Raw genomic sequence first — 14,151 nt, forward strand, 5'->3', positions numbered from 1 at the left:
CGTTGCTGTCAACGCTTGCAGGCTTGTTTTCGTCAGCAGTGCTTGTGTCAGCCACCTCAGCCTGTGATGATTCCGTTACCGCAGGAGCAGTTGTTGTGGTAGTTGTCGTTGCTGTTGCATCTTCTGATGAGTCAGCAGCACTGCTTTCCGTCTGCACAGCCGCAGCAGAGCTTTCGTTATCACTGTCGGAAGAACCACTGTCAGAACAGCCTGCCATGCCAAAAGCCATTACCACTGCCAATAAAAGAGCAGATATTTTTTTCATAATGTTACCTCCATATTTCTTTAATAAATTTATTTTACAACATTCTCCTATGCAAGTCAACAATATTTTCGACATTTATAAATATTTTGTTAAATACCCACAAACAGCCATAGTGTTTTTACAACATAATGTAGTAAGAAAAGCACAACATAATGTTGTATGATATATTAAATATAGACTATCAGAAAGGAATGGAGCGCCGCATGGTTTTTCAAAGAATACGAGATATGCGAGAAGATGCAGACCTTAAACAAAACGATATGGCAAAAATACTCCATTGCTCACAGCAAGCTTACAGCAACTACGAACTAGGACAGCGTGATATTCCCACGGATATCCTCATAGCCCTAGCTGAATATCACAAAACAAATGTAGACTATCTTCTGGGACTAACCAAAAACAAGACCTACTATAAAGATATGTAAAGCGGAAAGAACATCTCTTTCCGTTTTTTCGCAACCCATTTCATACACATTTATACAATCCTCTTCTATGTAGGATTTGTTAAAATTGCCTATGACATTTTTAGAAAAAAAGTGTTATAATGTATATAAGAGACAAAATAAAGTTGTATTCACGATTTAATGTGGAAGGAGCGTTAAAAATGCTAAAAAAAGGCGACGTCATATCATACGGTACAACCGGAGTGTGCAAAGTCGAGGGCGAGTGCGAACAGACCGTCAAGGGTCAGAAAAAGCGCTACATAGTTCTAAAGCCTGTCCACCAAATCAATTCCACCTTGTATGTGCCGGTAGATAATGACGAGCTTAAAACAAAGTTCAAACCTCTGCTCACAGGCGATGAGATAGAGGAGATCATAAAAGAAATGCCCGAGGAGAGCTCCCTTTGGAAAGAAAGCAGCAGCGAGCGTGCCGAGCTTTATTCACAGGTACTTGAAAGCGGTGACAGAAAGCGACTTGCACAGCTTGTGAGAACATTGTATCTCAGACAGAAACATCTTATTGCGAAGGGCAGACATCTTCATTCATTGGACGAACGTTTTTTCAAGAATGCGGAAAATCTGCTCTTTGACGAGTTTTCAGCCGTTCTAGGCATATCCCAAGACGAGGTCTTCGACTTTATAGAAACCCGCCTGAGCAAAGCCTAAATATATACAAATGACACAAATTATATCGGCAAATAAAAAAAGGACAAACCACAGTGGCTTGTCCTTTTTGTTTTCATAAATGATACTCGATTATTCCTTGTCAACGTCCTCAACAGGCTCCTCGATAGCGTCGAGCTGAACTTCAACGTCAGCGTCCTCCTCAGTTGCAGCCTCGTCCTCAGCAGGCTCTTCAGCCTTTTCCTCAGACTTCTCAGCGTCCTCTGCCTTGTCAGCTTCATCAGCCTCGTCAGAGCACTCGTCGCAGCCGCAGCAATCGTCGAAATCCTCGTCGAGATCTTCGTAATCGTAGTTTTCAAGCTCCTTGTGCTTTTTAAATGCAAAAATAGCAGCAGCTCCTGCAGCGATCGCACCGAGTGCAGCTATAACTTTCAATCCGCTTGCCATAATAAAACGCTCCTTTTTTTGAATATTCCACTCTGAACTGCGTTCAGACTATCTACAGTATAGCATATTTGTTATAAAAAATCAAGACGTTTACAAAAAATACTGATTTTTTATACAACCTGCTCAAAAAATCTCAGTAAGCTTTGACAAATTGCCCACCGCTACATATTTCCCGTAAGGCTCATTATCACGCTAAGAGCCGCCAGTGGAGCTGTCTCGCATCGCAGTATCCTAGGTCCAAGACTCACCACAGTGACCCCTGCCTGACTACAGCTCTCCGCCTCATGGCTCTCGAAACCGCCCTCACAGCCGATAAACAAGCCAATAGTCTTTTCCTCGCCCTCACTGACAGGGGCAATGCCTGTCTTACTAAGGCTCACACCGCCCTTTTCGTAACACATAAAGCTCTCGTCGCACTCTTTAAGTTCACCAAGGCACTCCTCAAAGCTGATAAAATTCGTCACCTCAGGCACATATCCCCTGCCTGACTGTTTCGCCGCTTCCAAAGCTATCTTATTGTATCTCTCCACACGCTTTTCATAGCCGCTTTTTGCAGGTCTTGAAACGCACCTCGACGTAATAACAGGCACTATCTTGTATACTCCAAGCTCCACAGCCTTTTGCACTATAAGATCCATTTTATCAGACTTAGGCAACGCCTGATAAAGCACCACATTCACAGTAGGCTCGTTTTCGCTTTTCTCAGCAGAAAGCACATCGCAAACCACTTCCTTATCAGAAATGGACAGAATTTTTGCCCTATATTCCACCCTGTCCGCACATACCGTAATGACATCGCCCAACCTCATACGCAAACTTCTGCCGATATGATAAGCATCATTACCCCTGATAGAAATCGTATTCCCCGATACGCTGTCAACAAAAAATCTAGGCATATTCCCAACCAGTGTCAAGCACTGTCCTCCAATCTCAAATCACGATTTTACGCACTTTCACGACGCTTCCGTCGCTTCTTGGTATAGTATACCACACCTTCAAAAATTGTTCAACAAAGTTCACATAACTAACACAAAACTTTCATACGCAGTACATACGGGCAGGGTATTATATAGTTGTCGCAAGGGACAAGACCCACTGAGGAAAGTTCCAAGAGCGGCAGTTGATTTTTGGTATGTAGGCTTTTACCCCAAGCCTTCATATATACAGCTTGTAGATTAATTTCTACTAGCTTCTCCCCTATAATTTTTTATTTTTTGGCACCCACAGTTTTCTGTGGGTGTTTTTTTGTCCTGTCGAGGATATCGCAGAACGAACCTATTTTATGACGCATGACGCAAAAAAAGCGGAACGCCCCACACAGAACATTCCGCTTAAATCAAACTATTCTATTTAGTTATATTCAGGGAGCGATTATCTTGCACCCTCAGCAAAGCCACTGTCAACAAGGTCAACAAGACCCTTTACTGCTGCTTCCTCATCTGGACCGTCTGCAATGATCCTGATAGTTGTGCCGCCTACGATGCCAAGTGAAAGGATTCCAAGAAGGCTCTTTGCGTTTACTCTTCTCTCCTCTTTCTCTACCCAGATAGATGACTTGAATTCATTTGCCTTCTGGATGAAAAATGTTGCAGGGCGTGCGTGAAGTCCTACCTGATTCTGTACTACTACGTCTTTTACGAACATACTGATCTCTCCCATTCATTATAATGCTGTTAAACTCCCTAATTAAGGGACTTTTTCAAGATACCCTCAGGTTATTTGATATATTTATTATACTCGACAAGTCTGCCTTAGTCAACGCAAATTTTAGACAAACAAGCGAAAAACCCTCAATTTTCAGCACAATGCTCTAAACTTTGCAACTTTTATGATTAAACTTGTGATATATTCACAACACAGATTTTTACATCATATCATTTTGTACAAATTCATTTAACAATTATGTGAAAAGTGTTGAAAACCAATATCACTTTTTATTCTCTTTTTCTTCTAATTTGTGTATAATAGCCAAATCTTTTTCCGTCAGCGGACTTCTTTCCAACAGCTCAGGACGCTTCAAATAGGTGGCTTTTACAGCCTCCTCACGGCGCCATTTCGCTATCTCAGCATGATTGCCCGATAGAAGCACTTTAGGCACTTCCCTGTCGTGCCACACCTCAGGACGTGTGTACTGTGGATATTCCAGCAGACCATTATAATGACTCTCGTCCTCATAGCAATCCGCCTGCGAAAGCGTTCCCTCCAGCATTCTCACAACGCAGTCCACCAGCACCAACGCAGGAAGTTCTCCGCCGGTAAGCACATAATCCCCCACGGATATTTCTTCATCGACTATTTCGTCAATGACCCTGCTGTCCACTCCCTCATAATGACCGCATAATATAAATATGCTGTCAAGCTGAGAAAGTTCCTTTGCACGCTTCTGGGTCAGCGTTTTTCCCTGTGGGGACATATAGATAACGTGAGGCTTTGCCTTTCCAGCTGTCACCGACTTGTAGCAGTTGTAAATAGGCTCGCACTGCATGAGCATACCCTGTCTTTCACTGTAAGGGGTATCGTCTACTCTGCGGTGCTTGTCCTGAGTGTAATCCCTGATATTATGACACGTTACCGTGAAAATATTCTTAGCCCTTGCCCTGCCTACTACGCTTTCAGAAAGATAATTCTCAAGCATTTCAGGAAAAAGCGTTGCAATATCTATGTTCAAATCAATTCCTCCATATCATGTCAAAAGGCTGGTAAGCCCAGTTTTCCTCAGCGCTGTTCAAATGCTCCTGCACAGAGCCGCCGCTTTTTTCATAGTATCCTATGCCCTGCACAACACCGATAGTCACCACAATAGCGATTATTATCACCACAAATAAGCTCCACAAAGCAGACCTGCGCTTCTTCGGCTTGTTGCCCTCGTTATTATAGTATACCCTCAGACTTGTGAGCATATTGTCAAGCTCCATAAAACTCAGCCCCTCGCCCTTATATGTGTTGGCAAGCCTGTTGAATCCGCTCTCTTTTCTCAGCCTTTTTATAAGCCATTTTTCCTCAGCCCTGGAACTTCTCAGCCGTGGACTTTCATCTATGTATGCTGTAAAAACTCTCTCGATACATTTCAGCGACTTTTCACGGCTGTTCACCTTTGGAAATATCAGGCTGAACATTCCGTCAGAATAATCTCTGACAAGCCTTTCCAAGTCCTCGTATTTGCAGAACTTCATTAATCAAAAAGCCCCTCCAGCGGAGTTATCTTCATCACGCCACCCTCGATATCCGTTTCAGCCACAACTTCAGGTATCGCAGGGATAAGCTTAACGTTTCCCTTTTCATCGGTTATGTGGTAAACATCGTTAGCACCCGTCTGACTTACATCTGTTATCTTGCCGTAGCTTTCACCGCTGTCAGCGTCGACCACTTCAAGACCTATAAGATCCAGAACAAAATAACAGCCCTCATCAAGCTCCACATCGTCACGGTCGATATAAAGCACCCTGTTGCGAAGCTTCTGAGCCTCCTCCACAGTGTCAACGCCCTTGACTTTCATTACAACGATATTCTTTGCAACTCTCGAACGCTCTATCTCCACAGGAGTACCACTCTTATAATATAGTGTGTCAAATCCGCAGAGAAATTCAGGTCCATCACACCATGGCTGTACTTTTATCTCGCCCTTTATGCCGAACACCGATACTATCTTTCCTGCTTCAAGATATTTTTTTACGTCCATTTTGATTACCTCCCGATAACAAATCTTACAGCTTTCTTTTTATAGATTGTAACATATTTTTTTACCCTTTGCAACGCTTTAACTACGCTGTTATGCACATAGCTCAGGATATTTACAAAAAGTTTATTAATTACAATTCGGTTACTCAAAACGAACTTTACGCCCCTCTTTTGTACAAAATCACCATGAAAACCTGTGATTTAACAAAAAATTCACACATAAGAGAGCAAAATGTGTTACAATTTGTAATATATCAGACCGCAGACCAGTGCTTGAAACTGCGGTATAAAAGTTTTTTTGCATATTTTCACTATAAAACACTTGCAAAACATATCGTTTTTTGTTATAATAACAATGTGCAGACATCTGCCCTTATGGGGTAATTATGCCCATGGCAGAACTTAGGTCGAAAATTTTTGCAAGTAGAGGGGAATAACTTATGTCAAACAGATTATTTCAGAGCGTTGTTCATCAGATGCGTGACACTATCGACTGCGTCATAGGCGTAATAGATGAGAACGCAACTATCATTGCCTGCTCTGAGCTTTCACAGGTCGGAACGACTAACGAATTTGTTTCGTTAGATCTGGGCGATTCACACGACATTTTTGTTAGAGACGGTTATACCTATAAGCCATTCGGTGCTCATATGAAACCTGACTATGCTGTTTTCGTTGAGGGAACAGACGAGGTGGCTGCAAAGTATGCAAGCATACTTGCCATTACTCTTTCCAGCATAAAGCAGTATTATGACGAAAAATACGACAGAAACAATTTCATCAAGAACGTAGTGCTTGACAACGTGCTGCCGGGCGACGTTCATGTTAAAGCTAGAGAGCTGCATTTCAGCGCTGACATTTCAAGAGTCGTGCTGCTTATCAGAATACTCTCCACAAATGACGTTTCAGCTTACGATGTTATCCAGAACCTTTTCCCTGACAAGTCCAAGGACTTCGTTTTCAACATCACTGAGAGCGATATCGTGCTTGTTAAGGAAGTGGCAAACGGCGTTGAGTCAAAGGATCTGGAAAAACTGGCACGTTCTATTTCCGATACCCTTTCAAGTGAATTCTATACAAGAGTCACTGTAGGTATAGGAACAGTAGTAGAGGGCGTAAAGGATCTGGCAAGAAGCTTCAAGGAAGCACAGATAGCTCTCGAGGTAGGAAAGGTGTTCGATACTGACAAGAATATCGTTTCTTATGACAATCTTGGTATCGCAAGACTTATCTATCACCTGCCTACAACACTTTGCGAAACATTCCTTAAGGAAGTTTTCAAGAAAGGCTCTATCGAGTCGCTGGATCATGAAACACTTTTCACTATCCAGAAGTTCTTTGAAAACAACCTGAACGTTTCTGAAACTTCAAGAAAACTGTTTGTTCACAGAAATACTCTTGTGTACAGACTTGAAAAGATCAAAAAGCTCACGGGTCTTGACCTGAGAGAGTTCGACCACGCTATCATCTTCAAGATAGCTCTTATGGTAAAGAAATATCTCTCCGCTAATCCTGTCAAGTTCTAAGTCCTACGAGCGAAAAAGAGGCTTGCTTGCCTCTGTAAAACTAAGGCGGTGTAAATTTTGGTAGAGTTTAAAGACGTGTCCGTTACCTATTCAAGCGGTGTGGACGCTCTGAACAAAGTAAACCTGAAGATAAACGACGGCGACTTCGCTTTCGTGGTAGGTCCTTCAGGCGCCGGAAAATCAACACTTATCAAGCTGGTGCTTAAAGAAATAGATGCGACCAGCGGTACAGTAATGGTAAACGGCTTCAATCTGAAAAAGCTGAGAAGAAGAAAGATACCTGCCCTTCGCAGAACTATCGGCGTTGTTTTTCAGGATTTCAGACTTATCCCTACAATGACAGTTTATGAGAACGTGGCGTTCGTGCTGAGAGTGATCGACGCTCCTGCAAAGTACATAAGAAGCCGTGTTCCGTATGTTATAAGCCTTGTGGGACTTTCCGATAAGGCGAAAAGCTATCCGACCGAGCTTTCAGGCGGTGAGCAGCAGCGTGTGGCACTTGCAAGAGCACTTGTAAACGACCCACAGCTCATCATTGCCGACGAGCCTACAGGAAATATCGACCCTGCTCTTTCATATGAGATAGTAGAGCTTCTCAAGGGCATAAACGAGTGCGGCACTACCATTCTTATGGTTACCCACGAGCATGACCTTGTGCGCTATTTCGGAGGCAGAATTATCAACATCAACAAAGGTCAGATCGCCTTTGACGAAGTGATAGGAGGCTCCAATGAAAGCAAGTAGTTTTAGATATCTTATAAATCAGGGCTTCAAGGGCATTTGGAAAAACAGAATGATGACGTTCGCCTCTTTCTGTATCCTGCTCGTTTCCCTGCTTATGGTAGGCACATCAGTGCTGGTTTCCATTAACCTTACAAGAATAATCGGCGGTATCGAGGACAAGAGCGAAGTCATCGTTATCGTAAAGGACGGCACAAGTCAGGCTGATATGCAGACCCTTGAAAATAAGCTCAAAGAGGTCGGAAATATCAATACGGTGAGCCTTTATTCAAAGGACGAGGCGTGGAAAAATATGCTCAAGGGCATGACTGATGAGGAAAAGGATTTCTTCCAGTATGCTGACGATAACCCATTGCCGGACACATACAAGGTAACGGTCAAGGATATCGAGAAGATGAGCGAAACAACCACTCAGATAGAGACCTTTGACAATGTTGACTCAACAAAGTCCCCTACAGCATTTGCTGATATCCTTATCAGTATTAGAAGAGTATTTACGATAGTTGCCTTTGCGGTCATTGTGGCACTTGTTGTGGTTTGTCTGATAATCATTTCAAATACCACCAGAGCAAGCGTTTTCGCAAGACGTAAAGAGATCAACATCATGAAATATGTAGGCGCTACCAACAGCTTTATCAGGATACCTTTCTTTATCGAGGGTATGATAGTTGGTCTGCTTGCAGCCGCAGGCGCACTGCTGCTCACAAAGTTTGCCTACGAGGGAATTTACAACATCTTCAATGATGACTTCAAGCTCTGGAGCATTCTCGGTGTTCAGAATTTGTATTCGTTCAAATCCCTCTTGCTCCCTGTTGCAGCATCTTATCTTATCGCAGGCGCTGTTATCGGTGCGGTGGGTACTTCTATAAGCACAGGCAAGCATCTTAAAGTATAATACATTTGCCAAATATAGACATAAGGCAGGCTATGATCCAACGGGGTTTTTAGACTGCCTTTTGTTGCAGTTTAAAGCATATCCTGACATGAGATAAAAAAAGAAAGAACGTGCGGGATAATGCGTTAGAGGAAGATAAAAACGTGTAAAAATGGTCTTTTTTAAGACGGAGGACAGGTATGAAAACAGGTATATTCACAATGAAGCGAGTATTGGCTTTCACTATCGCCGTAGTCGCTTCCATGACAATGCTTGCAGGCGGCACACAGCCGGTCATGACAGCGCAGAACGCTTCTGCAGAAAGTCAGGCAATAAAGAACAACAAGAAAAAAATATCCTCTGCCAAGGATAAAATAGGCGAACTTGAACAAAAGCAGGCTGACCTTGACAAGCAGATAAACAGCACAAAGGACGATATCTCCAAGGAGGAAGAAAATCAGAAAGCGATCCAAGAGCAGATAGAAACTGTTCAGGAAACTATACTGACCCTTGAGGATTCTATCACTGACCTTGAAACTGAGATAGCCGACCTTGAAGAGGCTATCGCAAAGAGCGAAATAAAAATAAAAAACAAGAGAACTGAGATAGAAAATGGCGTTGTTGACTTCAAACAACGTCTTAGGGCAATGTATGTTGCCGGAAATAGTTCATACACCGATATTCTTATTGGTTCGACGGACTTTTATGATATGCTTATGAAAATAGAGCTTGTCAAAAGAGTGGCTGACCATGACAACACCATGATCGACGGACTTGTTGAACTTAAAGGCGAGTATGAATCTCAGGAAGCAGAGCTTGAAGCCAACAAGACTGAACTTGAAACTAACAAAGCTACCCTTGAGGAACAAAAGGCCTATCACACTGAGCAGAAGAAAAAGCTTGACGACCTTTATGCAAAAAGTCAGGCTGTTATCGACCAGCTTGAGGAAGATAAGGCGGCTTATGAAGCCAATAAGGAGCAGATAAACAAGGAGCAGGAAGACTTCGAGACACAGCTCCAGAAGCTTTACAAGGAGCAGGAGCAGATCAAAAAGAAGGAAGAAGAGGAACGTAAGAAAAAAGAAGAGGAAGAACGTAAGAGAAGAGAGGAAGAAGAACGTAGACAACAGCAGCAACAGCAGAATAATAACGGCAATTCTTCATCTTCTAATGCAAACGGCAACACCTCTAACAGCGGTCAATCTTCTACCAATAACGGTGACTACAATTATACCGACAAGAGCCAGTTTACATGGCCTGTGCCGGGTTATTATCATATTTCCTACGGCGTGGGTTGGCGCTGGGGCGCTTATCACAAGGGTATTGACATCTGGTCTCCTGGAATAAGAGGCGCAAAGATATGCGCTGCCGCTGAGGGTACTGTTATACTCGTCAGCAACACCTGCACACACGATTATGGCAAGAACGGCTCATGCGGCTGCGGCGGTGGATATGGAAACTACTGCATAATCGACCACGGCAACGGCTACTGGACCCTTTACGGTCACTCACAGTATATGAGCGTAACACAGGGTCAGCACGTCAACAAGGGCGACGTTCTGGGTATTGTCGGCTCAACAGGATATTCAACTGGCGACCATCTGCACTTTGAGGTGCGATTGAATGGCGTGGCACAGAATCCGTCAAATTATGTATAAACAGGCAATGCCGAAAGGTCTTGCCCCACAACCAAAGGAGTCTTTTATTTCATGAACAGGCTTTACAGCTTAAAACGTATTCTCACTTTCATTATCGCATTCGCTGTTACCGCTGGCATTGCAGGAAGCAGCTACAATTCTTCTTTGAAGATAACCTCAGCGGACACTGAAAGCTCGCAGGGGGAGGACTATAGCTATACTGAATCTGTGACTGACGGAGGTCAGAAAAGCGATGAACAAACAGAAAATGACGATAATTCTCAGGAGGAGTCAACAGGTTTTGACATCACACAGTATGCAGAACAGCTAAGAGAGCTATCAAAAAAGCAGACGGAAATAAACGAACAGCTCGACAAATATGATGAGGACATTGAGAAAAGCGAGAAAAAGCAGAAGCTTCTGAAAGAAAAGATAGATTCTATAAATGACGAGATAGACGTTCTCAACTCTTACATGACCGCACTGGAGCTTCAGATAAACACCAATCAGCGAAATATCGATAAGAAGCAGGCTGAGATAAACAAGGGCATAGAGGACTTTAAACAAAGATTAAGGGCAATGTATATCGCAGGGTCGGACAGCTACACCACAATGCTTTTGGAATCAGACAGCTTTTATGACATACTCATGAGATTAGAGCTTATAAAGCGTGTGGCGCACCATGATGACACTATCATTGATAACCTTATAAAACTCAAAACTGAATATGAGGATATGCAAAAGACCCTTGACAAGCAGAAAGCCGAGTATGACGCTCAGTACACACAGTATACACAGCAGAAGGATATGCTCAGTCAGCTTTACCGCTCCAGTACAAAGACACAGCAGGAGCTTAAAGCTAAGCAGAAAAAGCTCAGAGAGCAGAACGAAGCCTATGAGGCGGAGCGTGAGCAGTTTGAGGGCAGCCTTTCCGGCATACTGAAATCGTCAGGCTCAGGCGGAACAGCAAGAGATAACGAAGTTTCCGCCACAATGGCACTTGCAGATGTGAAGCTTGAGGAGCTTCACAAGGAGATAAATGACCGCCTTGACAAGGGCGAAAAGCTTGGAGATACCGAGCCTGATTACTACTTCGCATGGCCTGTTCCGGGGGCTTACTCCGTATCATCAGGCGTGGGCGCACGCTGGGGCTCATATCACACGGGTCTTGATATTCCTGCGGCTCACGGCACGCCTATTCACGCTTCATGCAGTGGCAAGGTCATAAAGATCAACACCACCTGCACTCATGACTACGGCAAGGAGGAGTCCTGCGGCTGTGGCGGCGGTTATGGAAACTATGTTATCATCGACCACGGCAACGAGTTCATCACCCTTTACGGACATCTCACAGAGGTAGATGTGGAGATAGGTGACGAGGTGAAAAAAGGCGACGTTATCGGCAAAATGGGTTCGACCGGCTTTTCAACAGGCGACCACCTGCACATTGAGATACGCTATCAGGGTTATATATTGAACCCTGCGTTCTATCTTGATGTTACACAATAAAAAAATCGACCTCTTATGGAAAAACATAAGAGGCCTTTTTTATCTTATTTTGAAGCACTCACACGCTTACAAAGACGTGAAATAATCGCTGTGATAAATCTTGTTCCTGCAGTGCAAAGAAGCATTATCACGGGGATAAATGTGACGATATATCTCGGTGGATTTTCCCAGATAAGGAAAAAGAGTATAACTCCCGTGAGAGTCACTATGCTGAAAAACAAAACAGAGTGGCGATGCTTGCCAGCGGCATAAACTGCACCAAACGCCATTGCTATGAGCATTGCACTGTGATAGCCGTCTACATAGCTACCAAGTAAGCGACTGTGCAATACCTCTCGAAGACCACCTGAGGGGTCGGAGCGTGATAGATATTTGCCATAGGAAAAACCACCGCTGTCCCACGTTCTGGCGACTTTGTGATAAGCCATTTTGCAGGCTTCATAAGGGGTGCTTATGTTTTCAAGGCGGGCTTTTATTTCCCGGATATTCGCCTGCTTTTTGGCGTCATATGTATCAAATGACATTGTGAAGTCAACGTCCTCGTCAACGTGGGTCTTGTATTCGCTGTTAAGGCTCATCATTATCCAGTGTGTAACAGGAAAACGATATCTGTCTACCATTTTTTCATCAGAGATACCCATGGCAAGACCGCCATAGTATGCCGCCTTTGACACGCCAATAAACAGCATAACAGCCGCAAGGCTCAGGATAGCTCCCCTTTTTACACCCATTTTCAGCACAAAAAATATCATCACTGAAATCAGAATTATTGCAATGCTTCCCTTTACAGTGTTTCCAAGTGCGATAAAAAGGCTTGCTATAAGAGCATAGACAACGCTTTTGGTTTTGCTTTTTTCTTTCACCGCAAGGGTCAGAAAATAAAGAGTACAGCTTACAAATATCATGCCTGCTGTATCAGAATGAAAAAACGGAGTATAAAGCAGCATAACAGGCATAAGTGCCGAAATAATGCCGCAAAAAAGCCTTTGGCTGTTAAGTTTGAATATCCTCTCCCCTGTGAGAAAGGTCATTATTACGCTAAGTTGAATAAGAATTACGTTAAAGGTCTGCCCCGCATAGATGCTCACGCCACCGGTGAAAAGCTTCCATAAGGCGAAAAAGGGTATCTGCAAATATATCATGCCCCATGCGTTAGGGTATTTTGCAGCATAAATACGATAGCTTTCTTTGATGCTCCCCAGATCCTCACCCATGACAAAGCGTTTTGCGAACTCCCCTGTTATTTTTGGGTCAACCATTTCGTAATTGTAATAAAGATAACGCACAAACAATATCTGCAATGCAAGCAAAATCAGGCAGAAAAAAGCAAATATAAGTCTGACACGCTTTTTGGTAAGCTTCTTTTCACAGCGTTTCAGAGCAATATACAACACTATCGCCGCCGCAAGGAAAAATGGTCCAAGACAAAGCATTCGTATGTTACTGCGTTTTATGTATGAGATAAACACAGTTGCAGTGCAACAGCAGCACACGATCATGCTTGTGACCGCAAAAAATCGGCCGGTTTTCTTCACAAACATTTTTATCTCCTTATTAGGATGTATCCTCATAATATATTTTTTTACATGAGTTCGCCCTGTTTTTTTATTTTGTTCTATATTTCTACATTTGAATTATATCATCAACGGAAATAAGTTTCAATTATTTTAACAACTGAAATTGAAGGAACTTTTTAAAGTTTTTTTAGTGAATAAAACAAAAAAATCGCCGCTCTGTTGCAAAAAACAAAGCAGCGAGTATTAGTATAAGACCATTATTTTGTGCCGAAGATCCTGTCACCTGCGTCGCCAAGACCAGGAACGATATAAGCGTCCTCGTTGAGCTTTTCATCAAGGTTGCCTACATAAATGTCGATATCAGGGTGAGCCGTTCTCAGAGCGTCAAGACCCTCAGGAGCAGCGATTATGCACATGAACTTGATGTTCTTGCAGCCCTTGTCTTTCAAAAAGTCAACAGCCTGTATCGCAGATCCGCCTGTCGCAAGCATTGGGTCACAGACAATAACAAGTCGCTCGTTTATTCTATCAGGGAGCTTGCAGTAATACTCGTGAGGCTCGTGTGTGACCTCGTCACGATAAAGACCGATATGACCGACCTTTGCAGACGGAACAAGTGCAAGAAGTCCGTTTACCATGCCAAGACCTGCCCTCAGGATAGGCACGATAGCAAGCTTTTTGCCGCAGAGCATAGGGAGCTTTCTTGTGGTTATAGGTGTTTTCACCTCAACGTCCTCTGTTGGCAGATCTCTCATAGCCTCATAGCCCATGAGCATTGCGACCTCTTCCACAAGTATACGGAACTCTCTTGTTCCTGTGTTTTCGTCACGCATAAGTGTTATTTTGTGCTTTACAAGCGGGTGATTGATGATATTTACGTTCCCCATTTTT

15 protein-coding genes and 1 pseudogene are annotated in these 14,151 nt (G+C 43.3%); 7 read left to right on the forward strand and 9 right to left on the reverse strand.

What is annotated here, in order from left to right:
• A pseudogene (locus QVO88_RS11680) lies at window positions 1–265 on the reverse strand (hypothetical protein); the annotation flags it as partial.
• Between the two features lie 203 nt (window positions 266–468).
• Between QVO88_RS11680 and QVO88_RS11685 the strand changes: the two are divergent.
• Entirely contained in the window at window positions 469–690 is a 222-nt protein-coding gene (locus tag QVO88_RS11685) for a helix-turn-helix domain-containing protein (protein WP_022288629.1), read from the forward strand.
• 179 nt (window positions 691–869) lie between these two features.
• Entirely contained in the window at window positions 870–1,373 is a 504-nt protein-coding gene (locus QVO88_RS11690) for a CarD family transcriptional regulator (RefSeq protein ID WP_022288630.1), read from the forward strand.
• A gap of 90 nt (window positions 1,374–1,463) precedes the next feature.
• Here the strand turns inward: QVO88_RS11690 and QVO88_RS11695 are convergent, their stop codons facing one another.
• The 6 genes from QVO88_RS11695 to rimM all read right to left on the reverse strand — a co-directional run bounded on the left by QVO88_RS11695 (window position 1,464) and on the right by rimM (window position 5,457).
• Entirely contained in the window at window positions 1,464–1,778 is a 315-nt protein-coding gene (locus tag QVO88_RS11695; protein WP_022288631.1) for a hypothetical protein, read from the reverse strand.
• A 161-nt stretch (window positions 1,779–1,939) separates the two neighbouring features.
• Window positions 1,940–2,674 carry a 16S rRNA (uracil(1498)-N(3))-methyltransferase gene (locus QVO88_RS11700; RefSeq protein ID WP_288178045.1) on the reverse strand — a complete coding sequence of 245 codons (735 nt, stop codon included), beginning with the start codon at window positions 2,672–2,674 and terminating at the stop codon, window positions 1,940–1,942.
• A gap of 475 nt (window positions 2,675–3,149) precedes the next feature.
• Window positions 3,150–3,422 carry an HPr family phosphocarrier protein gene (locus tag QVO88_RS11705; protein ID WP_022288633.1) on the reverse strand — a complete coding sequence of 91 codons (273 nt, stop codon included), beginning with the start codon at window positions 3,420–3,422 and terminating at the stop codon, window positions 3,150–3,152.
• Window positions 3,423–3,705: 283 nt separating this feature from the next.
• Window positions 3,706–4,446, reverse strand: coding sequence for a tRNA (guanosine(37)-N1)-methyltransferase TrmD (gene trmD, locus QVO88_RS11710; RefSeq protein WP_022288634.1), 741 nt, complete (start codon window positions 4,444–4,446; stop codon window positions 3,706–3,708).
• 1 nt (window position 4,447) lies between these two features.
• Complete coding sequence (locus tag QVO88_RS11715; RefSeq protein ID WP_022288635.1) at window positions 4,448–4,951, reverse strand: hypothetical protein; 504 nt, start codon at window positions 4,949–4,951, stop codon at window positions 4,448–4,450.
• Window positions 4,951–5,457: a ribosome maturation factor RimM gene (rimM, locus tag QVO88_RS11720; RefSeq protein WP_022288636.1), complete on the reverse strand. Its 507-nt coding sequence runs from the start codon at window positions 5,455–5,457 to the stop codon at window positions 4,951–4,953. Before rimM ends, QVO88_RS11715 begins: the two co-directional genes overlap by 1 nt.
• 439 nt (window positions 5,458–5,896) lie before the next feature.
• Here rimM and QVO88_RS11725 point away from each other — a divergent pair, with 439 nt between their 5' ends.
• From QVO88_RS11725 to QVO88_RS11745, 5 genes are all read left to right on the forward strand, one after another.
• Window positions 5,897–6,982, forward strand: a complete 1,086-nt coding sequence (locus QVO88_RS11725) for a CdaR family transcriptional regulator (RefSeq protein ID WP_022288637.1) — start codon at window positions 5,897–5,899, stop codon at window positions 6,980–6,982.
• A gap of 57 nt (window positions 6,983–7,039) precedes the next feature.
• A complete protein-coding gene (ftsE, locus tag QVO88_RS11730) occupies window positions 7,040–7,726 on the forward strand; it encodes a cell division ATP-binding protein FtsE (protein WP_022288638.1) in 687 nt (228 codons plus the stop codon).
• Complete coding sequence (gene ftsX / locus QVO88_RS11735) at window positions 7,713–8,618, forward strand: permease-like cell division protein FtsX (RefSeq protein WP_022288639.1); 906 nt, start codon at window positions 7,713–7,715, stop codon at window positions 8,616–8,618. Before ftsE ends, ftsX begins: the two co-directional genes overlap by 14 nt.
• 179 nt (window positions 8,619–8,797) lie before the next feature.
• The gene (locus tag QVO88_RS11740; protein ID WP_022288640.1) at window positions 8,798–10,255 is read left to right on the forward strand and encodes a murein hydrolase activator EnvC; all 1,458 of its coding nucleotides are present in this window, start codon (window positions 8,798–8,800) and stop codon (window positions 10,253–10,255) included.
• Window positions 10,256–10,306: 51 nt separating this feature from the next.
• Complete coding sequence (locus QVO88_RS11745; protein WP_022288641.1) at window positions 10,307–11,743, forward strand: murein hydrolase activator EnvC; 1,437 nt, start codon at window positions 10,307–10,309, stop codon at window positions 11,741–11,743.
• Between the two features lie 44 nt (window positions 11,744–11,787).
• On the opposite strand, the gene QVO88_RS11750 is transcribed toward QVO88_RS11745, so the two are convergent.
• Both QVO88_RS11750 and upp read right to left on the reverse strand, forming a co-directional pair.
• Entirely contained in the window at window positions 11,788–13,278 is a 1,491-nt protein-coding gene (locus QVO88_RS11750) for a glycosyltransferase family 39 protein (protein ID WP_265290416.1), read from the reverse strand.
• 239 nt (window positions 13,279–13,517) lie between these two features.
• The gene (gene upp, locus QVO88_RS11755; protein WP_022288643.1) at window positions 13,518–14,147 is read right to left on the reverse strand and encodes a uracil phosphoribosyltransferase; all 630 of its coding nucleotides are present in this window, start codon (window positions 14,145–14,147) and stop codon (window positions 13,518–13,520) included.
• Between the last annotated feature and the right edge of the window lie 4 nt (window positions 14,148–14,151).

This window comes from Ruminococcus sp. CAG:57 (assembly GCF_000435935.1).
GTDB classification, from domain to species: domain Bacteria; phylum Bacillota; class Clostridia; order Oscillospirales; family Ruminococcaceae; genus Hominimerdicola; species Hominimerdicola aceti.